General features: G+C 61.3%; 24 protein-coding genes. 10 read left to right on the top strand and 14 right to left on the bottom strand.

The window, feature by feature from the left end; genetic code table 11:
- Window positions 1–153 precede the first annotated feature (153 nt).
- The 4 genes from PMI26_RS18655 (at window position 154) to PMI26_RS18670 (ending at window position 4,076) form a co-directional block, all read left to right on the top strand.
- Window positions 154–834, top strand: coding sequence for a response regulator (locus PMI26_RS18655; protein ID WP_007973435.1), 681 nt, complete (start codon window positions 154–156; stop codon window positions 832–834).
- A complete protein-coding gene (locus PMI26_RS18660; protein ID WP_007973431.1) occupies window positions 831–2,156 on the top strand; it encodes an ATP-binding protein in 1,326 nt (441 codons plus the stop codon). The genes PMI26_RS18655 and PMI26_RS18660 overlap by 4 nt, the downstream gene beginning before the upstream one ends.
- Before the next feature lie 198 nt (window positions 2,157–2,354).
- On the top strand, window positions 2,355–3,767 hold the full coding sequence (locus PMI26_RS18665) for an aspartate aminotransferase family protein (RefSeq protein ID WP_007973430.1): 1,413 nt from the start codon (window positions 2,355–2,357) through the stop codon (window positions 3,765–3,767).
- A gap of 81 nt (window positions 3,768–3,848) precedes the next feature.
- Complete coding sequence (locus tag PMI26_RS18670; RefSeq protein WP_007973428.1) at window positions 3,849–4,076, top strand: MbtH family protein; 228 nt, start codon at window positions 3,849–3,851, stop codon at window positions 4,074–4,076.
- Between the two features lie 166 nt (window positions 4,077–4,242).
- Here PMI26_RS18670 and PMI26_RS18675 read toward each other — a convergent pair whose 3' ends face one another.
- From PMI26_RS18675 to PMI26_RS18715, 9 genes are all read right to left on the bottom strand, one after another.
- Window positions 4,243–5,154 (bottom strand): metal ABC transporter substrate-binding protein, encoded by a 912-nt coding sequence (locus tag PMI26_RS18675; RefSeq protein ID WP_007973426.1) that lies wholly within the window; start codon window positions 5,152–5,154, stop codon window positions 4,243–4,245.
- On the bottom strand, window positions 5,155–6,054 hold the full coding sequence (locus PMI26_RS18680) for a metal ABC transporter permease (RefSeq protein WP_007973425.1): 900 nt from the start codon (window positions 6,052–6,054) through the stop codon (window positions 5,155–5,157). It lies immediately after the preceding gene.
- The gene (locus tag PMI26_RS18685; RefSeq protein WP_162130277.1) at window positions 6,054–6,812 is read right to left on the bottom strand and encodes a metal ABC transporter ATP-binding protein; all 759 of its coding nucleotides are present in this window, start codon (window positions 6,810–6,812) and stop codon (window positions 6,054–6,056) included. Before PMI26_RS18685 ends, PMI26_RS18680 begins: the two co-directional genes overlap by 1 nt.
- A 101-nt stretch (window positions 6,813–6,913) precedes the next feature.
- Window positions 6,914–7,840: a metal ABC transporter substrate-binding protein gene (locus PMI26_RS18690; protein ID WP_007973420.1), complete on the bottom strand. Its 927-nt coding sequence runs from the start codon at window positions 7,838–7,840 to the stop codon at window positions 6,914–6,916.
- Window positions 7,841–7,875: 35 nt separating this feature from the next.
- On the bottom strand, window positions 7,876–8,448 hold the full coding sequence (locus PMI26_RS18695) for a DUF6162 family protein (RefSeq protein ID WP_007973419.1): 573 nt from the start codon (window positions 8,446–8,448) through the stop codon (window positions 7,876–7,878).
- Window positions 8,445–8,774 carry a hypothetical protein gene (locus tag PMI26_RS18700; RefSeq protein WP_007973417.1) on the bottom strand — a complete coding sequence of 110 codons (330 nt, stop codon included), beginning with the start codon at window positions 8,772–8,774 and terminating at the stop codon, window positions 8,445–8,447. Before PMI26_RS18700 ends, PMI26_RS18695 begins: the two co-directional genes overlap by 4 nt.
- Window positions 8,771–9,313, bottom strand: a complete 543-nt coding sequence (locus PMI26_RS18705) for a hypothetical protein (protein ID WP_007973416.1) — start codon at window positions 9,311–9,313, stop codon at window positions 8,771–8,773. The genes PMI26_RS18700 and PMI26_RS18705 overlap by 4 nt, the downstream gene beginning before the upstream one ends.
- A complete protein-coding gene (locus PMI26_RS18710) occupies window positions 9,310–10,512 on the bottom strand; it encodes a PepSY-associated TM helix domain-containing protein (RefSeq protein WP_007973414.1) in 1,203 nt (400 codons plus the stop codon). Before PMI26_RS18710 ends, PMI26_RS18705 begins: the two co-directional genes overlap by 4 nt.
- A gap of 351 nt (window positions 10,513–10,863) precedes the next feature.
- Window positions 10,864–11,322, bottom strand: a complete 459-nt coding sequence (locus tag PMI26_RS18715) for a VOC family protein (protein WP_007973412.1) — start codon at window positions 11,320–11,322, stop codon at window positions 10,864–10,866.
- Window positions 11,323–11,618: 296 nt separating this feature from the next.
- Here PMI26_RS18715 and PMI26_RS18720 point away from each other — a divergent pair, with 296 nt between their 5' ends.
- From PMI26_RS18720 to PMI26_RS18735, 4 genes are all read left to right on the top strand, one after another.
- Entirely contained in the window at window positions 11,619–11,888 is a 270-nt protein-coding gene (locus tag PMI26_RS18720; RefSeq protein WP_007973410.1) for a hypothetical protein, read from the top strand.
- 101 nt (window positions 11,889–11,989) lie between these two features.
- Window positions 11,990–12,604, top strand: a complete 615-nt coding sequence (locus PMI26_RS18725; protein WP_007973409.1) for a LysE family translocator — start codon at window positions 11,990–11,992, stop codon at window positions 12,602–12,604.
- Window positions 12,605–12,810: 206 nt separating this feature from the next.
- Window positions 12,811–13,968: a cysteine desulfurase family protein gene (locus tag PMI26_RS18730; RefSeq protein WP_007973408.1), complete on the top strand. Its 1,158-nt coding sequence runs from the start codon at window positions 12,811–12,813 to the stop codon at window positions 13,966–13,968.
- A 65-nt stretch (window positions 13,969–14,033) separates the two neighbouring features.
- Window positions 14,034–15,842, top strand: a complete 1,809-nt coding sequence (locus tag PMI26_RS18735) for an aminopeptidase P family protein (RefSeq protein ID WP_007973407.1) — start codon at window positions 14,034–14,036, stop codon at window positions 15,840–15,842.
- On the opposite strand, the gene PMI26_RS18740 is transcribed toward PMI26_RS18735, so the two are convergent.
- A complete protein-coding gene (locus tag PMI26_RS18740; protein WP_007973406.1) occupies window positions 15,835–16,755 on the bottom strand; it encodes a LysR family transcriptional regulator in 921 nt (306 codons plus the stop codon). The genes PMI26_RS18735 and PMI26_RS18740 overlap by 8 nt on opposite strands.
- A 104-nt stretch (window positions 16,756–16,859) precedes the next feature.
- Between PMI26_RS18740 and PMI26_RS18745 the strand changes: the two genes are divergently transcribed.
- On the top strand, window positions 16,860–17,858 hold the full coding sequence (locus tag PMI26_RS18745; protein ID WP_007973405.1) for a zinc-dependent alcohol dehydrogenase family protein: 999 nt from the start codon (window positions 16,860–16,862) through the stop codon (window positions 17,856–17,858).
- Here PMI26_RS18745 and PMI26_RS18750 read toward each other — a convergent pair.
- Both PMI26_RS18750 and PMI26_RS18755 read right to left on the bottom strand, forming a co-directional pair.
- Entirely contained in the window at window positions 17,855–18,445 is a 591-nt protein-coding gene (locus tag PMI26_RS18750; protein ID WP_007973404.1) for a 2-hydroxychromene-2-carboxylate isomerase, read from the bottom strand. The two genes, PMI26_RS18745 and PMI26_RS18750, sit on opposite strands and share 4 nt — an antisense overlap.
- 36 nt (window positions 18,446–18,481) lie before the next feature.
- Window positions 18,482–19,210, bottom strand: coding sequence for an SDR family oxidoreductase (locus PMI26_RS18755; RefSeq protein WP_007973403.1), 729 nt, complete (start codon window positions 19,208–19,210; stop codon window positions 18,482–18,484).
- A 91-nt stretch (window positions 19,211–19,301) separates the two neighbouring features.
- Between PMI26_RS18755 and PMI26_RS18760 the strand changes: the two genes are divergently transcribed.
- Window positions 19,302–19,862 carry a TetR/AcrR family transcriptional regulator gene (locus PMI26_RS18760; RefSeq protein ID WP_007973402.1) on the top strand — a complete coding sequence of 187 codons (561 nt, stop codon included), beginning with the start codon at window positions 19,302–19,304 and terminating at the stop codon, window positions 19,860–19,862.
- A gap of 14 nt (window positions 19,863–19,876) precedes the next feature.
- On the opposite strand, the gene PMI26_RS18765 is transcribed toward PMI26_RS18760, so the two are convergent.
- Window positions 19,877–20,158, bottom strand: a complete 282-nt coding sequence (locus tag PMI26_RS18765; RefSeq protein ID WP_007973400.1) for a hypothetical protein — start codon at window positions 20,156–20,158, stop codon at window positions 19,877–19,879.
- A 168-nt stretch (window positions 20,159–20,326) separates the two neighbouring features.
- Window positions 20,327–21,214: a threonine/homoserine exporter RhtA gene (gene rhtA, locus PMI26_RS18770; RefSeq protein WP_007973398.1), complete on the bottom strand. Its 888-nt coding sequence runs from the start codon at window positions 21,212–21,214 to the stop codon at window positions 20,327–20,329.
- Window positions 21,215–21,440: the final 226 nt, after the last annotated feature.

Below are 21,440 nucleotides of genomic sequence, written 5' to 3'. Positions count from 1 at the left end.
GATAAGCCTTTGCCCGGTACTAGTGAGGTGCACAGTGGCGTGTGGCGATTAACCGATGATTAACCGCCCCGGCCTTGTGGCGATGGCGTCTGCGGCATAATGTCGGCTTAATCGGTCAAAGGCTTAATCAGCTTTATTTCTACGAGGCTCCCCATGCACGTACTGGTTTGCGAAGACGATGAGCTGATCGCCAGCGGCATCGTCGCCGGCCTGACCGCCCAGGGCCTGACCGTGGAACACGTGGCCACGGCGTCCGCCGCCCGGGCGATGCTCAAGGTGGCGGAGTTCGACGTCATGGTGCTCGACCTTGGGTTGCCGGACGAAGACGGTCTCAAGCTGCTGCAGCAGTTGCGCCATCAGGGCCTGGAGTTGCCGGTTTTGATCCTCACCGCGCGGGATTCGGTCACCGACCGCGTCGATGGCCTGCAAGCCGGTGCCGATGATTACCTGCTCAAGCCCTTCGACCTGCGCGAACTCGCTGCACGCCTGCACACGCTGTTGCGACGGGTGGCGGGGCGCAGCGTCAACCTGATCGAACACGGCGCCCTGACCTACGACCCGAGCAGCCGCGAAGCCACACTCGCTGGCCAGCCGGTGGACCTCTCGCGTCGCGAGCAGTCGCTGCTGCAAGCCTTGTTGCATAACCGTGGCCGGGTGCTGTCCACCGAGCAGCTGAAGGACAGCGTCTACGGTTTCAACGACGAACTGGAAAGCAACGCCCTCAACGTCCATATCCATCACCTGCGGCGCAAGCTCGGCAATGGCATTGTCGAGACCGTGCGCGGCCTGGGTTATCGCCTGGGGCCGGCTGATGGCGGAGAAGAATCGAAGTGATGAGTCTGCGTTTGCGCCTGAGCCTGACGCTCGGCGCCGCGTTTGCGCTGATCTGGGCCCTGGCCGCGGCCTGGATGCTCAGCGATTTGCGCAATCAAATGATGTTTTCCCTCGACCAGCGCCTGGTGGCGTCGGCACGCATGGTCGCCGGCCTGATGGAGCAACTGCCGCCCGTGCCGAGCAAGGGCGAGGGCACCCACTTCAGTGCCGAACAATTGAACATACCGGGTGGCATGGCGTGCCAGGTCAGCTCGCTGCGCGGTGAAATCCTGGCCCGCAGCCACACCGATCCGCAGCAGACGCTGGAGGCCGAGAAGCTGGGCTTTCACGATCAGATGATCGACGGCGCGCCGTGGCGCAGTTTCACACTGGCCCGGGGCGATCTGCGCATCACCACCGCCGACCGGCAGATCGAGCGTGAGGCGTTGAACATGTCGATCCTGCTGGCCGCTTCGGTACCGGTGGGCGTGGCGCTGCTCGGTTGCCTGTGCCTGCTCTGGCTGGGCATCGGCCAGGGGCTGGCGCCGCTCAACCGCATGCGCGACGCCTTGATGCGCCGCAGCGCCGACTCCCTGGAACCCTTGCAGATCCAGCCATTGCCCAGCGAGCTGCAACCCTTGCTGGAAACCCAGAACCAGTTGCTCCAGCGCATCGGCAAGACCATCGAGCGCGAACGGCGCCTGACCGGTGACGCGGCCCACGAGTTGCGCAGCCCGCTGACCGCCATCAAGACCCACCTGCAAGTGGCACGCATGACCGACGGTAGCGCCCGGGACCAATCCCTGGCGCGCGCCGAAGAAGGCGCGGATCGCATGCACCGCACCCTCGAGCAATTGCTGTTGCTGGCGCGGGTCGAGGGCAGCCTGTCGTTTGACGACGGTGTGCAGTGCAACGCCGAGCAAGTGGCAAAACTGGCGATTCAGGATGCGGCGAGCGGTGATCGCCAGCGCATCAGGTTTCAGGCACCGGGCAAGGTCTCCGCTGCGCCAGTGCAAATGCCCGCCGTGCTGTCGATCGCCGCGTTGCGCAACTTGCTCGACAATGCACTGCGCCATACTCCCGCCGACAAAGCGGTGGAGTTGAGCCTGGAAACCACCGGCAATCGTGTGCAGTTCGTGGTGCGCGACCATGGGCCGGGGATTGCCGAAGAGGATTTGCAGCACTTGACCCAACGCTTCTGGCGCAACGGCCAGAGCACGGGTTGTGGCCTGGGGCTGGCGATTGTCCAGGCGATCGTTCAGCGTTGCGGTTGTACACTGCAATTCGATAGCCGACCGGACGGCTTGCGGGTCGAACTGACAATGCCGCTGCAGCCAGTCTGAAAAACACCACAACCCCCTGTAGGAGCGAGCTTGCTCGCGATGGTCGATAACGATAACGCGTGCTTTCTGAATGCACGCGGTGTTCTTGAGTCCATCGCGAGCAGAGCTCGCTCCTATAAAGGTTTCCGTGTTACCACCTAAATCCCTCAAGCGCTGATGCGTTTCCAGAACAGGAAAACCGTATTGAGGGGTCGAGAGATGTCAGTCGCTACCAGCCTTATCGAAGATCAGCCGGCCCGGGTCGCTCCGACGTCCGCCGAGACGCTTTATCAATTCAACGAATCACCGCTGCTGGCCCGCCAGAGCCAGCAGGAATCAAACGCCCGCAGCTATCCGCGACGCATTCCCCTGGCGCTCAAGCGCGCCAAGGGTCTTTACGTCGAAGACGTCGAAGGCCGCAGGTTCATCGACTGCCTGGCCGGTGCCGGGACCCTGGCCCTGGGGCACAACCACCCGGTGGTGATCCAGGCCATCCAGCAAGTGCTGACCGATGAACTGCCGCTGCACACCCTGGACCTGACCACCCCGGTCAAGGATCAGTTCGTCCAGGACTTGTTCGGACTGCTGCCGCCTGCCCTGGCCGCTGAAGCGAAGATCCAGTTCTGCGGTCCCACGGGCACCGATGCCGTGGAAGCCGCCCTGAAGCTGGTGCGTACCGCCACCGGCCGCAGCACCGTGATCTCGTTCCAGGGTGGGTATCACGGCATGAGCCAGGGCGCGTTGAGCCTGATGGGCAGCCTCGGGCCGAAAAAACCGCTGGGCGCCTTGCTCGGCAGCGGCGTGCAGTTCATGCCGTACCCTTACGATTACCGCTGCCCGTTCGGGCTGGGCGGTACGCAAGGGGTGAAAGCCAACCTGAGTTATCTGGAAAACTTGCTCAACGACCCCGAGGCCGGCGTGCAATTGCCGGCGGCGGTAATCGTGGAAGTGGTGCAGGGCGAGGGTGGGGTGATCCCGGCCGACCTGGACTGGTTGCGCGGTGTGCGGCGGATCACCGAAAAGGCGGGCGTCGCCCTGATCGTCGATGAAATCCAGAGCGGATTCGCCCGTACCGGCAAGATGTTTGCCTTCGAACACGCGGGGATCATTCCCGATGTCGTGGTGATGTCCAAGGCCATCGGCGGCAGCCTGCCGCTGGCGGTGGTGGTCTACCGCGACTGGCTCGACACCTGGCTGCCGGGCGCCCATGCCGGGACTTTCCGTGGCAACCAGATGGCCATGGCCGCCGGTTCCGCAGTGATGCGTTATCTGGTCGAACACAAGGTCTGCGAGCATGCCGCCGCCATGGGCGAGCGCCTGGCCAAGCACCTGCGCATCCTGCAACGGGACTTCCCGCAACTGGGTGATATTCGTGGGCGTGGCTTGATGCTCGGTGTCGAACTGATCGATCCGACGGGCGCACCGGATGCCCAGGGTCACCCGCCGGCGTTCGCCCGCCTGGCACCCCTGGTACAGCGCGAATGCCTCAAGCGAGGCTTGATCCTGGAACTCGGTGGCCGCCATGGCGCGGTGGTGCGCTTCCTGCCACCACTGGTGATCAGCGCTGCGGAAATCGATCAGGTAGCCGGGATTTTCGGCCGGGCCCTGGCTGCTGCCACCCGCGATCAGTAAATTTTTCGCGCCGCGCAACGTTCCTTCTACATAACGGCTGCGCACACGGCGCAGCCCGCCCAACATCGATGGAGAGACAGCATGACTTCAGTATTCGACCGCGAGGACATCCTCTTTCAGGTCGTGGTCAACCACGAAGAGCAATACTCGATCTGGCCCGATTACAAAGCCGTGCCGCAGGGCTGGCGCACCGTGGGCAAAAGCGGGCTGAAAAAGGAATGCCTGGCCTATATCGAAGAGACCTGGACCGACATGCGTCCGTTGAGCCTGCGCCGGAAGATGGATGAGCAGGCGGTTGTGGCGAACTGATCCGTCGCCCATAAAAGAGCCCGTTGAGCCGGTAAGGTCAGCGGGCTTTTTCATATCGGAATTTTGTGTTGTCTGTCAGGCCGACCTCGCGAGCAAGCCCGCTCCCACAGGGGACCGCATTTCCAATGTGGGAGCGGGCTTGCTCGCGAAGAACGATAACGCGGTCCTACTGAGGTTGCACGCCACTAAGCCCCTTGATGACCAGATCCACATTCCCCTCCAGCTCCGCCACCGGATCCCCGGCATCGGTGCTCAACACCACCAACCGGCTACCCGATTCGGTAATCACCGCTTTTACAGCATCCGACGGCTGCCGGTGATGCAAAACCACCGCCACATCATTGTCCTTGAGCATCGCGCTCAACGCCTTGAGCGCTTCCGGTGTCCATTGCGCATCCGGTCGCGCATCGAGTCCCACCAGCTCCAGATTGAGCCCACCGATCAGGTAGCCGAAATGATCGCTGAGGCTCATCACACTGAGGTTATCGGCCGTCGCCAGCCGCGCTTCGCTGTCAGCACTGAGCTTGAGCAAGCGTTGCTTGAGGGCCGCCAGGTTGGCGTCGATCTTCGGCTTGGCCTCGGGAGCCAGGCGTACCAGGTCCGCCGCCATCACGTCGGCCATGCGGCCCATATTGTTGCTGGAAAACCACGGCTGGCTGTTGAGGCCGTCTACCCTGTTGCCCGGCTGCACGGCGATGCCCGGCAGGGCGCCGTCCACCGGGCGGGCGGCATCGACTTCGACGATACGGATATTGCTGCGCCGGGAGATCGGGTACAGCGGGTCATCCGGCCAGAGTGAGCGCAGGCCGATCACCGCATCGGCATCCTTCGCCAGTTGGGCCAGCGCCGGGGCACCTCGGCCGGTGAAGTAGGCGGTCTGGCGGCTGCCGGGCAGATTGGCCGACGCGGCGCGTTCGAGGCTCACATCGGTGCCTTTGAGCAGCACTTCACCGAGACCATAGGTAATCGGCAAAGAGGCCAGCACACGCAGCGGTTTGCCGTTGTTTGCGGCGAAAGTCGTGGCGGTCAGCCCGCACAGGGCCACCGCGAGGGTCAGTTGGCGCAGAGAAAAAATCATTTATCCAAGGTTCCCTTTCAGGCTGGGGACGATGCCGCGCGCAATGGCGGCCAGGGCGAAGGCGAGACCGGCCACGAGGATGATCGCGGCGCCGGACGGAATCGGCAGGTCGAAGACGATCGGCGCGAGAATCCCGCACAGTGTGCTGACGGTGGCGATCAGCACCGAACACCAGAAAAAGCCCTTCAGCGATTGGCTGAGCAAACGCGCCGCCGCTGCCGGAATCACCAGCAGCGCGCCGACCAGAATCGCACCGATGACCTTCACCGCGGCGACGGTGATCAGCGTCACCAGAATCACGAACAGATAATCCAGGGCCTTCACCGCCACCCCGCGCACCGCCGCCAGTTGCGGATTGAAGCTGGCGAGCATGATGCGGTTGTACAAAGGCAAAGCCAGGGCCATCACCAGCGAACCGACGATGGCCAGCACCAGCAGGTCATTGCCGTTGACCGTCAGCACCGAACCGAACAGCACGTTTTCCAGGATGTGCACGTTGATCTTGCCCGCCAGAATCAACAGCAGGCTGGCGCCCAGGGCGAGCGACACCGAGAGGAACACGCCGATCAAGGTATCCGGCGCCAGGCCGGTGCGGTTGCGCAGGTAGTTGAGCAGAATGCCGAACAGCAGGCAGTAGCCGAACAGGCTGCCGTAGGGACCGGTGTAGGGTTCACCGAGCAAAATGCCGATGGCCACGCCGGTCAACGCGGCATGGCCGACGGCTTCGGAGAAAAACGCGAAGCGCTTGACCACCACCAGCGTACCCAGGCCGCCCAGCACCGGGCCGATCAGCAGGCCGGCGAGCAGCGCATTGACCACAAATCCATAGGCCAGCGCCTCGGGCAGATAACCCGACGATGCCCAACCCTGGACCATCAGGCGAAAAGCTTCGTAACTCATCAGGCAAGGCTCCGTGGGTGAGTCGAGAACAGCGTCAGCAGGCGCTCCGGCGTCAGTGCCTGTTGCGGCGTGGCGTCGAACAGCACGCGGCGATTGAGGCCGGTGACGTGATCGGCCAGGCGCCCGACCGCTTCCAGGTCGTGCTCGATCCACAGCACGGTGATGCCCGCCGCTCGCCAGTCGCCAAGCAGACGTTCGAACACCCGGATCCCGGCCTCATCGAGGGCCGACATCGGCTCGTCGAGCACCAGCAATTGCGGAGGCGGGATCAGCCCCTGGGCCAGCAATACCCGCTGGCGTTCGCCGCCGGACAATGCGCCCATGCGACGCTTGCGCTTGTCCTGCATGCCGACCCGTTCAAGGGCCTCGCCAATCGCCGCCGCGTAATGTTTGCTCAAACCGAGAAAGGCCGGTCGACGCTGGCACATGGCAGCCATGAAATCATCGACGGTCATCGGCAAGCCCCGGTCGAACTCCAGCGCCTGTGGCACATAGCCAATGGTCCCCGGTTCGGCCGACCACTGCAGGCTCAAGCGGCCCTGATGCGGCATTTGCCCGAGCAGGGTCTTGATCAGCGAACTCTTGCCGCCGCCGTTGGGGCCGACCAGCGCATGCACGCTGCCGGGATGGACCTGGAGGGTCACCTTGTCGAGGATCGTCGTGCGGCCCAGCGTCAGGCTGATGTCGGCAAAATTCAGGGTAGGCCCGGGAACCTGTGGGAGCGGGCTTGCTCGCGAAAGCGGTGGGTCAGTCAGCATCATTGCCAAATTACAGTCCGCCTTCGCGAGCAAGCCCGCTCCCACAATGGATTCGGATTCACTTGGAACGGGGTTTTGTGCACTGATGATCTCCTTGGCAGTCATGCCCCCGACTCCTGAATCGCCCGCACCACGGTGTTGAGGTTGCCGGTCATTTCCTTTTCGTACTTGTCGGCGGCGTATTCGCCGTAGGAAATATGCGACAGCGGATACAGCTTCACGCCGGATTCGCGCTGGATGGTGTCGACGTAAGTGGAGGGAAAATCCATCTCCGAGAAGATCACCTTCACGTCCAGCTCACGCAACTGGTCGATGGTCTTTTTCAACTGGCTCGGGCTCGGCTCGATCCCGTGGGCCGGCTCGACCACGGCGGTCACTTCCAGGCCGAATTCGCGCAGCAGGTAGTCGTAGGCGGCGTGCACCGTGGCCACGCGCAACTCCGCGTTCGGCGCCTGGGTCAGTCTGGCCAGGGCATCGGCGCGCATCTTGCGCAGGCGCTTGCCGTAGGCGCGGGCGTTCTCGGTATAGGTTTTGGCATTGGCCGGGTCGAGCTTGCCCAGCTCCCGGGCGATGTTGTTGACCTGGGCAATCGAGGCGCTGATCGACAGGAAGGTATGCGGGTTCACCACCTTGCCGGCACCCCGGGCGGCAACACCGGTGGCGGCAAGCAGCGGCACGTTTTCATTGGCTTCGATCACCGGTACGTTCGGGGTTTCGCTGGCGGCGATCATGCGGTCGGCGAAATCATCATGACCAACGCCGTTGAGCACGATCACGTCCAACCCGCTGATGCGCTTGATGTCTTCGGCGCGGGGTTCGTAGGCATGCGGGTTGAAACCGGCCGGAATCAGCGGCACCACTTCGGCCTTGTCGCCGACGATGTTCGCCACGTAGCTGTAATACGGGTGCAGGGTGATGCCGATGCGCAGGCGCTTGGCTGCCTCGGCACTGGCGAGGGATGGCAGCAGGCTGGCCAGCAGGCCGATCAGCAGCACGCGCAAGATAGAATGTTGAGATGAAATAGGCATGGGAAAGCGGTCTTCTCTCGGGTGAGGGCGAGGGTTCAATGCTGGTGCTGGCGGGTCACGCCGGCATCGAATTGCGCGACGATCTGTTGCCAGCCGGCACTTTCGAGCGCGCTGTCGCTGAGGTCGGCCGGAGCCGTAAGGGTGCCGGCGCGGTTGAGCCAGATGTCCGGAGCGTCATCGGTGGCGGTCAGGCGCATCAGGAATGAACCGGCGACCGTCGGTGTCTGGCTCTGGCCGAAGTAGGCCTTGGCATTGAGCAATTGCCAGACATGGCTGCCACGGCTGACGGAGCTGGCATCCTGGGCAAACGGGGCAAAACCCTCGTCGGCGAGGGCCTCGGGCGTCGGCAGGGTTTGCTGTTCCTGGCGCAGGAAATGGATCTCGTCCAGGGTCACCCGCAAATCGGCGTAGATGCCTTGCTCGGCAGCGCTGAGGTCGCGGCGGGCATCCAGTTGGTGGCTGTTGACGCTGCTCACCTCATGGGATTCCCCGCGCCAGAGCACCACCGAACCGGCGACCGCAAGGATCATCAGGCAGAGCAGCAGGACGTAGAGGGTTTCGTGGCCGGCACCGGCCGGGCGCACCACTTGGGTCGTTGAAGTATTCATGGCGCCTGGATGTCCGCCTGGTCGATTTCCACCACGTGACCGGGGCCCGCGTCGAACAGCACATAGAACTCGGCGCCGGGTTTCTTGAACGTCAGGGTCGAATCGGCTCCGAGTTTGCCAGGCACCAGAATGGTTTCGTCGTAGCCGATCACATCGAGGGTCACGCCGGGAGCGCCGCTGCCGTCGGAAAAACCGCCGGTGCATTTGATCTGCTCGGCGTCGATGGCCTTGCATTCGCACATCGGGTTGTGGGCCAGGGCGCTGGCGCTGAAGCCGGCGCAGAGCAGCAGCAACAGGGTGGTGAGTGGACGAAGCGGGTTGATCATGGTTTGCCTCCTTGTTTGTTCAGCCAGGCGAGGGTGGCGGGGGAGGCCTGGCTCAAAGGAATGGATGCCTGATGCATGGCTCCGTCCCAGCCTTCCATGGTGATCCACAGTTCGGCGTCGGCCGTGGTCTTTTCCGGAACGGGCAGTGAAGCGCCCATGCGGTACGGTGTGCCGAAGAAAATCACGCCGGCGGCGCGCAGGCTGCGGGGTTTGCCGATGCGCAGGTAGGTGGCCTTGACCTGTCCGATACAGGCCTCGCACAGGGCCGCGTTGAAACCCTTCATGTAGCCGGCCGGGCCATCGAGCGTGGGGGCGGCGTTGCGCAACTCCGCCAGGCGCAGGCTCCAGGGGCCGACCTGGACTTCGCCGACGTCGCGTTCGCCCAGGCCACTGTCGCCACGCATCAATGCTTCATCCGCGAAGTACTTGGGCATGAAACCGAGTGGAATCAGCAGCAACAGGACGTTCAGGTGAAAGCGCCATTTGTGCCAGAGCACGCTCAGGCGCGAGGGTTGTGAGACCGCGATGTCTTTGCTCACAGGTTGGCCTCCGAGGTTTCCTTGCGGGTGGCCGGCTGCGCCGTGGCGCCGCGTGGTGTCCTGTTGCTGCGCTTGAAGGCATTGGCCGTCGCCAGTGCCGTGCGCTTGGTCCAGATCAGCAAGCCGCTGAGCACCATCATGCTCAGCAACAGGCCGAAGAACGCCCAGATCAGCTTGATCCACAGGCCACCGAAGTCGCCGGTGTGCAGCGGGCGCATGGATTCGGTGACGAACTCCAGGGTCGAACGGTCCGAAATCAGGCGAGAGGCGGCGATTTCGCCGGTATACGGGTTGAGGGTCGCGGTCTGGAACATCAGTGGATACCAACCGCGTCCTCCGACATCCAGATGGCTGTAGGCATTGCCCGGGAGGCTGACGAAGCTGGCTTCCAGTCCGGAGATTTTCTGCGTGGCGATTTCAATCGCGCGATCAAGGTCGATGCGCGGCGGGGGCGATCCATCGGGCGACAGCGGTACCGCTTCGCGGGACATCGCCGGAATGATCTTTTCCGTGGAGATGGAAATCTGGTTATCGAACAGCAAGGCCTGGATCAGAAACCAGGTGCCGGTGATGGAAATCACCGCGATGAACCAGATCGACCAGATGCCGCTCAAGCGGTGGAAGTCGCCCCAGAAAATCCGCGCGCCGTGGCGAATCCGCAGGGTCGGGCGGAAAAAACCTTTCCAGAAGCGTTTGTAGACCACCAGCCCGGTGACCAGCGAAGCCAGCAGCGGCAAGCCGAGAAACGACACCAGGTACCAGCCCCAGCTGTAGCCGTTGGTGAACGGCACCAGCCACCAGCCGTGCAGCGCCCGGGTGAAGGCGCGGAAGTTGAACTCCGGCGCTACGCCCTGGATCACGCCGCTGTATGGATTGACATAAATCACCACCGAGCGTCCGTCGGGATAGCTGACTTCGACATCCAGCGCGAAGTGCGACTCGTCGGGCCGACTGATGCTCTGCACCACGGTCTGCGGCTCGGCCTTGTTGATGGCCTCGATGACCTGCTGATAGCTGAGCAGCGGTGCATCGTCCGAGGGCTGGCTGGCGCGCATGGGCGGGTTGGCCAGCCAGACGATCTCCTGGCTGATCACTGCCAGGGTGCCGGTCACGCAGACGATCAGCACGAAAAACCAGATCGGCAGCGCCAGCCAGCTGTGGACCAGGAACCAGATTTTTGAGCGGGATTTCTTTGACATATTGAAGGTCTTGCCTGGATGAGAGGCCGCTCGGCTGCGGGCTTCGCAGGGATGAGCGCCCTGAAGGTCCAGTCGTGGCTTTTGCCTACGCGACAGGACTGCATCTAGGTAAGACGGATGAGCAAAGGAAATCCCGAAAGGGGAAGTGAAAGAAAATATTTCTCGATAGGCAGAAAGGCAGAGCAACCCGCGCACGGCCGGCCGCAGGATTCACATTCACTGAAGATCAAACGGTGGGAGCGGGCTTGCTCGCGAAGGGGACGGCACATTCAAAGTCAATGTTGCCTGACACACCGCCTTCGCGAGCAAGCCCGCTCCCACAGATTCCGAGCAAGCCTGCTCGCGAAGATTTCAACCCTGCTGAAACATCTCCTTCGCCCGTTGTTCAATCTGTTCCTGAGTCAGGTCTTCCTTGCGCGTCGCCAGGAACCACAGGTGCCCGTAGGGATCCTTCAAGGTCCCCGAGCGATCGCCGTAAAACTGATCCTTGACCTCGGATACAACGGTGGCACCGGCATCGATGGCCTGTTTGTAGGACTTATCGACATCGGTGACATACAAATGCAGACCCACGGACGGCGAATTGTCCGGATTGCTCAACGGTCCCTGATCGCACGGCGTGCCCAGCATGATCGGGCAATCGCCGATGCGCAGTTCGGCGTGACCGATGCCACCATCGGGCATGGCCAGGCGCATGACCTCAATGGCGCCGAAGGCTTTCTTGTAGAAATCGATGGCTTCGGCAGCTTTCTGGATGCCCAGATAGGGGGTGATGCTGTGATACCCCTCCGGAATGGGTTTGACACTCATGATGGATCTCCCTGTTCTTGTTCTGTGAATGGAAAGTACCTGCTTCGTTGTACAGCCGAATAAATATAGGCCAGCCGCTTTCGCCTCACCGAGCGCCCGACGAGCAGCAACGCCACACAAATGCCATTAGGTCGGCTCCAGCCAATGCGCTCCGGGCCTGTGCTCTGGACAAGTGTTGATAAGGACAATGATCGTCATTTCCTGATAGCCACTATTGAAAGCGTTGATTTCTGCTACCCGGAACGCGCGGGTAGCCTGTGTTCATTGCCTCGAACCCAGTCGCCAGGACGCCAGAAATGAAACCGATGATCGCCACTTTGCTGATGCTCGCTGTCTCCGTACTCGCCGGATGTGCCAGCCATGTTTCCCCGGAGCTTCGCCCTTACACGGCTGAAGAAAGCAAAGAACTGGCGCTGGAGGCGCTGAACCGTCGCGGATTGTCCTTCGACGAATACCACGCGAAGAAAGCCGAATTGCTCGGCCAGCCGCAAAAGTCGTTCAGCTACGACAACCAGGGGGAAATGAACGCCGGGCGATCTGTACAGCTTCACGGTCGTCCAAGCTGAGGCAAAACTGTACTGCTCCAAGTTTCGCGTAACTGTCCATGGGTTTCGCCCTAGGTGTGCGATAGGGTCAACACCTGACCGACCCTGACGGACTGCCACCCATGACGCTCTCACTCGACCTGCTGCTGGGCTTTGCCCTGTTCGCCCTCGTCACCTCGATCACACCCGGTCCGAACAACACCATGTTGCTGGCATCCGGGGTGAACTTCGGCTTCAACCGCACGATTCCGCACATGCTCGGCATCACTTGTGGCTTCTTTGTACTGGTGGTGGCGGTCGGTTTCGGCCTTGGCGCGGCGTTCCAGGCTTACCCATTGCTCTACACCGTGCTGCGTTACTTGGGTGCGGCGTATTTGCTGTATCTGGCGTGGAAAATCGCTCATTCCGGGCCCATGTCGGAGAGTCAGCAGAGCGAGGCGAAACCGATCAGCTATCTGGGCGCCGCCGCGTTCCAGTGGGTCAACCCCAAGGCCTGGATCATGGCCATTGGCGCCATCAGCACCTACACGCCGATGCAGGGTTACTTCACCAATGTGATCGTGATTGCGGCCGTCTTTGCCATCATCAACCTGCCGAGCGTTGGTGTCTGGGCCGCTTGCGGCACGCTGTTGCGCAACGTTCTGAAGGATCGCCGCTGGCTGCGCCTGTTCAATTGGGGCATGGCCGCGCTGCTCGTGGGTTCGCTGTATCCGCTGCTGCTCGAAAGCTTTAGCTGACGCATTGCTTCAACCGGTTGCCCGATGCCTGTTAAGCTGACTTTTCAGGAGCGTTCCTACGCACTATTAAATGAAGTAGTCCTTCTTTAACGGCATCCGATCAGGTATTGGTAACGTTCTGAAAACAGCGCGCAGCTCACAAGGCTGCGCTTTGCCGTTTACAGTCATGAGCTTCCTGATCCCGGAACACGCTCTGTGAGTCTTTTATGAACAAACGTCCGTTGTATTTCGATTACGCCGCCACCACGCCGGTGGATGAGCGGGTCATCAAGGTGATGGTCGAGTGTCTGGGCTTTACCGGCAATTTCGGCAACCCGGCCTCCAGCTCCCACGTCTTCGGTCAACAGGCCCGGCAATCGGTTGAGCAGGCGCGACGCCAGGTCGCCGAACTGGTCGGCGCGACAGCTGAACAGATCGTCTGGACCTCAGGCGCCACCGAATCCAACAACCTCGCGCTCAAGGGCGTAGCCCAGGGCCGCGGCACTGGCGGTGGCCATATCATCACCAGCCAGATTGAACACAAGGCCATTCTCGATACCGCCAGGCAACTGCAGGATGCCGGTGTCGCCGTGACGTACCTGGTGCCGGATGCCGATGGGCTGATCACCGCGCAAGCGGTCAGCGAAGCCATGCGCGAGGACACCTTCCTGGTGTCGCTGATGCTGGTCAACAACGAACTGGGGACGCTCAACGATATTCCGGCCATCGGTCAGGTGGTGCGTGAACGCGGGGCGTTGTTCCATGTCGACGCCGCACAGGGCGCGGGCAAAGTGGCGATCGACCTCGGGCAGTGGCCGGTGGACCTGATGTCGTTTTCCGCGCATAAACTGTACGGCCCCAAAGGCATCGGTGCGTTGTACGTCGGGCCGCGTGCCCAACAACGATTGCAGGCGCAGATCCATGGCGGCGGGCATGAGGGCGGATTGCGTTCGGGCACCCTGGCGACCCATCAGATCGTGGCCATGGGTTCGGCCTTTGCACTGGCGGCGGCTGCGTTCGATGCAGAGAAAGCCACCATCGTGCGATTGCGTGAACGCTTGCTCGAGCAATTGCAGGACATTCCCGGCGTGCGTCTCAACGGCAGCCCGACCCGGCGCATTCCCCATACCCTGAGCCTGACCTTCGCAGAAGGCGAGTTCAACCCGGCGGCGTTGCTGTCCTCGATCGCGTTTTCCGCGACCTCGGCGTGCAATTCCGCGAGTAATACCCCATCCCATGTGCTGCTGGCCCTGGGGCATGATGCCCGCTCGGCCAGCCGCACCATCCGCTTGAGCCTCGGGCGTTTTACCACCGAGCAGGACATCGACCAGGCGGTTCAACTGATCAAGGCAGCCTGCGCCAGTGCTCCGGCATTCTGGCAATAGGGCGACGAAGCGCCGACGTTGATCGGCACTCAACAATAATGATGAAGTGGTTAGCAGGAGACACGATGAATACGCAGCTTTCGATCAATGGATCGGTGCCCCAGCGCCTGGCGCAAACCCGCGAACTGATGAGCCGGGAGGGCATACACGCCTTGCTGGTGCCGTCGGCCGACCCGCACCTGTCCGAATACCTGCCGGGTTACTGGCAGGGGCGCCAGTGGTTGTCGGGTTTCCATGGTTCGGTCGGCACCCTGATCGTGACCCCGGATTTTGCCGGCGTCTGGGCCGACAGCCGTTACTGGGAGCAGGCGACCAAGGAACTCAAGGGCAGCGGCATTGACCTGGTCAAGCTGCAACCGGGTCAACCCGGGCCACTGGAATGGCTGGCCGAGCAAACCCCCGAGGGTGGCGTTGTCGCGGTCGATGGCGCGGTCATGGCCGTGGCGTCGGCACGGACCCTGGGCGCTAAACTCGAAGAGCGTGGCGCCCGTCTGCGCACCGACATCGACCTGCTTGGCGGAGTCTGGAGCGACCGCCCAAGCCTGCCGAACGAACCGATCTATCAGCACTTGCCACCACAGGCGACCGTCAGCCGTGGCGAAAAACTCGCCAAACTGCGTGAAACCCTTCAGGCCCGCGGTGCCGACTGGCATTTCATCGCCACCCTCGATGACATCGCCTGGCTGTTCAACCTGCGTGGCGGCGACGTGTCGTTCAACCCGGTATTCGTTTCCTTCGCCTTGATCAACCAGCAACAGGCCACGCTGTTTGTCGCCCTGAGCAAAGTCAGTGCCGAACTGCGCGCCATCCTTGAACAGGATGGCGTGACCTTGCGCGATTACAGCGAAGTCGCTGCCGCACTGCGCGCCGTGCCGAGCGGCGCGAGCCTGCAAGTCGACCCGGCGCGAGTCACGGCGGGGTTGCTGGACAACCTCGACAGCGGGGTGAAACTGATCGAGGGCCTGAACCCGACCACCCTGGCCAAGTCGCAAAAAAGCCTGGCCGATGCCGAACACATCCGTCAGGCCATGGAGCAGGACGGCGCAGCACTGTGCGAATTCTTCGCCTGGCTGGACTCGGCGCTGGGCAATGAGCGCATCACCGAACTGACCATCGACGAAAAACTCACTGCTGCTCGTGAGCGCCGTCCGGATTATGTGTCGCTGAGCTTCAATACCATTGCCGCCTACAACGCCAATGGCGCGATGCCGCACTACCACGCCACCGAAGAGGAGCACGCGGTCATCGAAGGGGACGGTCTACTGTTGATCGACTCCGGCGGCCAGTACCTGGGCGGCACCACTGACATCACGCGGATGGTTGCGGTGGGCACCCCGACCGATGAGCAAAAGCGCGATTGCACCCGTGTGCTCAAGGGCGTGATTGCCTTGTCCCGCGCGCAGTTCCCGAAAGGCATTCTGTCGCCGCTGCTCGATGCCATCGCCCGTGCGCCCATCTGGGCGGAAAGTGTCGACTATGGTCACGGCACCGGTCATGGCGTCGGTTACTTCCTCAACGTTCATGAAGGTCCGCAAGTCATCGCCTATCAGGCTGCGCCTGCCCCGCAAACGGCGATGCAACCGGGCATGATCACGTCCATTGAACCGGGCACCTATCGTCCGGGCCGTTGGGGCGTGCGGATCGAAAACCTGGCAATGAACCGTGAGGCAGGCAAAAGCGAATTCGGTGAGTTCCTGAAGTTCGAAACGCTGACCCTTTGCCCGATCGACACCCGTTGCCTGGAAACCTCGCTGCTGAGCGAAGACGAAAAGCAGTGGTTCAACGCCTACCACGCCGAAGTGCGCGAACGCCTGAGCCCATTGGTCGAGGGCGCAGCCCTCGAGTGGCTGAACACCCGTACCGCGGCTATTTGATTGCTTTCAGTTCGGGCGCTGTCTCCAGCGCCCGGCTCATGTAGTCAACAAAGGCTTTGACCCTGGCGGATTGGCGACGATTCGCCGGGGACACGGCATGAATCGGTAGCGACTGCGCCGTGTAGTCCTCAAGAATCGCCGTCACGCTCCCGGCTTTCAGATCCTCGCTGAACAACCACACCGGCGACAGCGCAATCCCCAATCCCCCCAGCACCAGTTCGCGGATCGCCTCGGAACTGTTGCTCTGCGCATTGCCCTTGATCCGCACCTCATGACGCTGCGCATCTTTTGTGTAAACCCACAGGTTTTGACTGCTCAGCAGGTTGAACATCAGGCAGTTGTGCCTGTCCAGCTCCTGCGGTGTTTGCGGTTGCCCGTATTGCCTGAGGTAGTCAGGTGATGCGACGGTCACCCGATGGGTCGTACCCACCAGGCGAGCGATCAGGCCACTGTCGTTCAGGGCACCGATCCGGAAGGTGACGTCCAGCCCTTCGCTGACCAGATCCTGGTTCTGATCGTTCAGTTGCAGGTCTATCTGTACGTCAGGGTAGTGCCTGAGAAAGTCCGGCAATCGGGGGGCGATATGCAAGCGGCCGAAACTGACCGACGAACCGATTTTCAGAGGCCCTGCAACCCGCTCCCGGCCGGACTGGAAGCTGTGTTCCGCCGCATCCACGGCAGCGAGGATGATCCGGCATTCGTTGTAGTAGCGCTGACCTTCGTCCGTCAGCGATAGCTTGCGGGTACTGCGGGCAATCAGCTTTCCGCCCAATCGGGTTTCCAGCGCTTGCAGCACCTTGCTGATGGTTGGCTGACTGGTCTGCAACTCCCGGGCAACGGCGGAAAAGCTGCCACGCTCAACCACCCGTACGAAAATCGCCATTGCATTGAGTGTGTCCACGGTATTTCTCATTGATGCTGTATCGGCATGATCACTATAGCGATATAGCGTCTTATCGGCATGTATAGGGCGAGGCAAGATTCACCCTGTATTCACTTCTGATGGGAGATGGCGAAATGACTGACTCACTGAACATGCGCGCTCTGATGATCGACTCGGCCAATGCCCCGTTACGCCTGGTTTCCATCGCGCGGCCCGTGCCACAGGCCGGGCAGGTATTGGTCAGGATCAAGGCCAGCGGTGTGAATCCACTGGATGGAAAAATCCGCTCTGGGCAGGCGACTCATGCGGGGCAACCACTGCCGGCGATCGTGGGAATGGATCTGGCCGGGACCGTAGAGGCGCTGGGCGAGGGCGTCAGTGGCTGGCTGCCGGGGGATGAGGTATACGCGATGGCCACCGGTATTGGTGGTATTCAAGGTTCATTGGCCGAATACGCGGCGGTCGATGCCCGCCTGTTGGCTCGCAAACCGCACAACCTGAGCATGCGCGAAGCGGCCGGATTGCCACTGGTGCTGATCACCGCTTGGGAAGGCCTGGTGGACCGGGCTCGTGTTCGACCCGGGCAGAAGGTATTGATTCATGGCGGTGCCGGGGGCGTCGGACATGTAGCGGTACAAATCGCCCGCGCTTTTGGTGCTGAGGTTTTTGCCACGGGCTCGGCCGGGCAGCAATCGATCATCGAAGGGTTCGGCGCGACGTTTATCGATTACCGCAAGTCTTCGGTCGAAGACTATGTGGCCGAGCACACGGCCGGTGAGGGTTTCGACATTGTCTATGACACAGTGGGGGGCGAAACGCTGGATGCGTCATTCAAGGCTGCCCGGGTGTATCACGGTCATGTACTCAGTTGCCTGGGGTGGGGCCAGCACAGCCTGGCACCGCTGTCCTTTCGCGGGGCGACTTATTCCGGTGTCTTCACCCTGCTGCCACTGTTGACGGGCCAGGGACGCGAGCATCACGGCGAGATTCTGCGCGAGGCGGCGCGGTTGATCGAGGCGGGTAAGCTCGTGCCGTTGCTTGACCCGCACTCGTTCACACTGGAGTCGGCAGAAGCCGCCCATACACTGCTCTTGTCGGGAGCGGCAAAGGGGCGGTTGGTCATCGAGGTCTAACTCAGGGCTTCGAGCACGAAGTCCAGTCGATCCTGGCCGAAGTACAGCTGGTTGTCGACAAACATGCTCGGAGCTCCGAATACGCCTCGCTGTACGGCTTTTTCGGTGTTGTCCTTGAGCGCCGTCTTGATTTCTTCATCGGCGGTCAGGGCCAGCACTTCCTGTGGGTTGAAGCCGTTTTCGCTGAGCACTGCGGCGACGGTTGCCGGTTCGTCCAGGCTGCGACCCTCTACCCAGATGGCCTTGAACAGGCAGTCGAGGAAGGCGGCAAAGCGTTCCGGGTGGCGCAATTGCATGCCCGTTACGGCGCGCATGAGCATCAAGGTGTTGATCGGGAAGTGCGGATTGAATTTGAGGGGCACGCCGTAGCGTTTGGCGTAGCGGTCCAGGTCCTGAAACATGTAGCGGCCCTTGGCCGGGATAGTCGCTGGAGAAGCATTGCCGGTGGCTTTGAATACGCCGCCCAGCAAGAGCGGAATGTAGACCAGCCGGGTATCGGTCTGTGCGCAAATCTTCGGTAGCTGGGTATAGGCCAGATAGGTGGCGGGGCTGCCGAGGTCGAAGTAGAACTCCACGGTTTTGCTCATGTTCAAGGCGCTCGTCTTATTGTTGTGTGTGGGCGATTACCAGCGTTCGCTCCAGGGGCGAAGGTCCAGCTCGAAGGTCCAGGCATCGCGGGGCTGGCTGTGCAGGTACCAATAGTTTTCGGCGATATGCTCGGGATTGAGGATGCCATCCTGATCCTTGGTCGCGTATTTCTCGGGGAAGCTTTCACGGATGAAATCGGTATCGATGGCGCCATCGACGATGACATGGGCAACGTGAATGTTCATCGGCCCGAGCTCCCGGGCCATGCTTTGCGCCAATGCTCGAATGCCGTGCTTGGCGCCGGCAAATGCGGCGAACCCGGCAGCACCACGCATGCCTGCGGTGGCGCCGGTGAACAGGATCGTGCCGCGCTGGCGCCTGGCCATGCGCTTGGCCACTTCTCGGGCATTGAGAAAACCGGAAAAACAGGCCATTTCCCAGATCTTGAAATACTTGCGGGCGGTTTCTTCGAGAATGCTGCACGGCACGTTGGCGCCGATGTTGAAGACAAATGCTTCGATGGGGCCGATCTGGCTTTCGATCTGCTCGACCAGCGCGATCACGTCCTCTTCTTTACGTGCATCGCAGGCAAACCCGTGGGCCTCTCCGCCATCAGTCTCGATGGCCTCCACCAGTGGCTGGAGCTTGTCCGCGCTGCGGCGGGTGACGCAGGCGACAAAGCCTTCCTGGGCAAACCGCTTGGCAATGGCGCCGCCCGTTGCATCACCTGCACCGACGACCAATACGACCTTCTTGTTATTCATGGGTTGATCCCTTTGGTAAACGATCGTTAACTAAACGAACGTTATGCTATGATTCGACAGACGTCAAGGTGAGCAACTCAGGGGAAAGACAATGCGTTATTCAGCCAGTCACAAGCTGGAAACCAGGCAAAAGCTGCTGGAAAGCAGCGCGTTGTCGGCCAAGAAGTCCGGTTTTTCAACGGTGGGTGTGGACGGCCTGATGAAAGCCATTGGCTTGAGTGGTGGGGCCTTCTACAGCCACTTTTCATCGAAAGACGAGTTGTTTGCAACCATTGTCGAACGTGAGTTGGGTCAAAGTCTGGCGCGGCTGGGGGAAGGGCAGGACCGTGACAAACTTGAGCGCTGCCTGAAAATGTACCTGAGCATGTCTCACGTCGAGAATCCGGAAACCGGTTGTGCGTTACCGGCATTGGGGGCGGAAATTGCCCGTTCCGATGTGAATGTCCGCCAACAGGCTGAGCACTGGATTTGCCGTCTTCAGGAAAGTTGGGCAGGTGTCTTGCAAAGCGACAGCCTGGCGTGGGCGATTCTGTCGCAATGCATTGGCGCGTTGGTCGTAGCGCGCATGCTGGCTAGCCCGGATGTCCAGCGCAGGGTGCTGAAGTCCAGCTACGAGGAAATCGGCCGTCAGATCGCAAGTTCGGGAACCTGACGCGACGGCCCTGCCTATTTGCAGATGACAATCATGCTGCGGCTGGTATAACCCGCGGGATTGAGGCCAAACGGATAATCACCGGGCTCTTCCACGGCGTCTCCCGACTTGGCGATGACCTTGTATCCCTTGGGCGCGCAGGAGTTGGCAGCGCTGGCGTAGCACTTGTCCCAGGACGAAGACAGTCCGGAACAGTTGATGTGGAGTCCTTTCTTGCCGTGCTTGATCTGTGTGTCGGATGTCGCTGCGCAGCCCGCAATTGCAAGTACGGCGATCAGCATCAAAAATCGTTTCATTACTGTCCTTATAGCGTCCCCGGATCTTGTGCCCGGGTCTGGCTGCATTCGCTTTCGCTTGAAGCGTAACGATATCTCTATCTGAAATTGTCCATGGCATGACTCTGGGGGCGGGGCTAAACATGGCCTAATTGAGCGGTAAATACCAGACCTGCGTCATATCTGCTATCAATCTGCCGCGACTGCTGGCCTGGTGGCATTGCCCATGGTCATGGTTGCACCGACGGAGGCCAGAATGATGCACATGATTGCCATCCACTGCGACAGCGAGAGGTATTCATGAAGGAACAGCAAGCCTGACAACGCGCCGAAGGCGGGCTCGATGCTCATCAGTGTGCCGAAGGTTCTGGCAGGCATGCGGGTCAGAGCGACCATCTCCAGGGTGTAGGGGAGGGCTGTGGACAAGACGGCGACGCCGAGGGCAACCGGGATCAATGAAGGGGTCAGCAAAGCGGAACCAGCATGGACAATGCCGATAGGGGCTACGAAGAGCGCAGCGATCATTACCCCCAGCGCTGCGGTTTGCACGCCATTATCGGCCCCCGCTTTTTGCCCGAACAGAATGTACAGTGCCCAGCAGACCCCCGCCCCCAAGGCATAACCGGCGCCCACCAGATCGATTCCTGCACTCGCTTCTCCAGTCGGTATCAGCAGCAGCAAGCCGACGGCAGCCAGGGCGATCCATAAAAAGTCGATCGCGCGACGCGAGGCGTAGATCGCCACGGCCAATGGGCCGGTGAACTCAAGCGCCACTGCGATGCCCAGGGGTACGGTTTGCAATGACATATAGAAGAGGAAGTTCATACCGCCCAGTGCCATCCCGTAGACGATGACGGTGCGCAGGGACCTGGCGGTGAGCTTTGCCCGCCATGGACGCAGTATCAGCATCATGATCACACTGGCAAAAATCAGCCGTAATGTTGTCGTCCCTTGGGGACCGACAACGGAGAACATGCTTTTGGCCAGGGAAGCTCCGGACTGGATCGACGCCATGGCTATGAGCAGCAGCCCAACCGAGAACAGGGTAGAGGCCAGGCTGCGAGGCTGATCATTCATTAGGTGGCATCGTCCGAAATATGGAAACCAGGGGCGTTTCTATGTGTGTTGGGCAATATACTGCGCATTCCCCGCAGGCGCGTCTATATATAAGCAGTGTTTTTGCACATATCGGTAGAAAACCTGAATCAGTGCTTGACGGCAGATTCTGGAGGCCTATAATTCGCCCCACTTCCGGCGCAGTCGAAACAGAAAACTCCTTGATAAACAAAGAGTTACGCAGTTT

Source organism: Pseudomonas sp. GM33, from assembly GCF_000282295.1.
Classification (GTDB): Bacteria; Pseudomonadota; Gammaproteobacteria; order Pseudomonadales; family Pseudomonadaceae; genus Aquipseudomonas; species Aquipseudomonas laurylsulfatiphila.
Note: the sequence above shows the minus strand (reverse complement) of the source record. Positions and strands in the feature narration are given on the sequence as shown.

Bases quoted from the DNA above. Each gene is read 5' to 3' on its own strand.
- PMI26_RS18655 (WP_007973435.1), top strand. From the start codon at position 154: ATGCACGTACTGGTTTGCGAAGACGATGAGCTGATCGCCAGCGGCATC.
- PMI26_RS18665 (WP_007973430.1), top strand. From the start codon at position 2,355: ATGTCAGTCGCTACCAGCCTTATCGAAGATCAGCCGGCCCGGGTCGCT.
- PMI26_RS18670 (WP_007973428.1), top strand. From the start codon at position 3,849: ATGACTTCAGTATTCGACCGCGAGGACATCCTCTTTCAGGTCGTGGTC.
- PMI26_RS18675 (WP_007973426.1), bottom strand. From the start codon at position 5,154: ATGATTTTTTCTCTGCGCCAACTGACCCTCGCGGTGGCCCTGTGCGGG.
- PMI26_RS18680 (WP_007973425.1), bottom strand. From the start codon at position 6,054: ATGAGTTACGAAGCTTTTCGCCTGATGGTCCAGGGTTGGGCATCGTCG.
- PMI26_RS18685 (WP_162130277.1), bottom strand. From the start codon at position 6,812: ATGCTGACTGACCCACCGCTTTCGCGAGCAAGCCCGCTCCCACAGGTT.
- PMI26_RS18690 (WP_007973420.1), bottom strand. From the start codon at position 7,840: ATGCCTATTTCATCTCAACATTCTATCTTGCGCGTGCTGCTGATCGGC.
- PMI26_RS18695 (WP_007973419.1), bottom strand. From the start codon at position 8,448: ATGAATACTTCAACGACCCAAGTGGTGCGCCCGGCCGGTGCCGGCCAC.
- PMI26_RS18700 (WP_007973417.1), bottom strand. From the start codon at position 8,774: ATGATCAACCCGCTTCGTCCACTCACCACCCTGTTGCTGCTGCTCTGC.
- PMI26_RS18710 (WP_007973414.1), bottom strand. From the start codon at position 10,512: ATGTCAAAGAAATCCCGCTCAAAAATCTGGTTCCTGGTCCACAGCTGG.
- PMI26_RS18715 (WP_007973412.1), bottom strand. From the start codon at position 11,322: ATGAGTGTCAAACCCATTCCGGAGGGGTATCACAGCATCACCCCCTAT.
- PMI26_RS18720 (WP_007973410.1), top strand. From the start codon at position 11,619: ATGAAACCGATGATCGCCACTTTGCTGATGCTCGCTGTCTCCGTACTC.
- PMI26_RS18725 (WP_007973409.1), top strand. From the start codon at position 11,990: ATGACGCTCTCACTCGACCTGCTGCTGGGCTTTGCCCTGTTCGCCCTC.
- PMI26_RS18730 (WP_007973408.1), top strand. From the start codon at position 12,811: ATGAACAAACGTCCGTTGTATTTCGATTACGCCGCCACCACGCCGGTG.
- PMI26_RS18735 (WP_007973407.1), top strand. From the start codon at position 14,034: ATGAATACGCAGCTTTCGATCAATGGATCGGTGCCCCAGCGCCTGGCG.
- PMI26_RS18740 (WP_007973406.1), bottom strand. From the start codon at position 16,755: ATGAGAAATACCGTGGACACACTCAATGCAATGGCGATTTTCGTACGG.
- PMI26_RS18745 (WP_007973405.1), top strand. From the start codon at position 16,860: ATGACTGACTCACTGAACATGCGCGCTCTGATGATCGACTCGGCCAAT.
- PMI26_RS18750 (WP_007973404.1), bottom strand. From the start codon at position 18,445: ATGAGCAAAACCGTGGAGTTCTACTTCGACCTCGGCAGCCCCGCCACC.
- PMI26_RS18755 (WP_007973403.1), bottom strand. From the start codon at position 19,210: ATGAATAACAAGAAGGTCGTATTGGTCGTCGGTGCAGGTGATGCAACG.
- PMI26_RS18760 (WP_007973402.1), top strand. From the start codon at position 19,302: ATGCGTTATTCAGCCAGTCACAAGCTGGAAACCAGGCAAAAGCTGCTG.
- PMI26_RS18765 (WP_007973400.1), bottom strand. From the start codon at position 20,158: ATGAAACGATTTTTGATGCTGATCGCCGTACTTGCAATTGCGGGCTGC.
- rhtA (WP_007973398.1), bottom strand. From the start codon at position 21,214: ATGAATGATCAGCCTCGCAGCCTGGCCTCTACCCTGTTCTCGGTTGGG.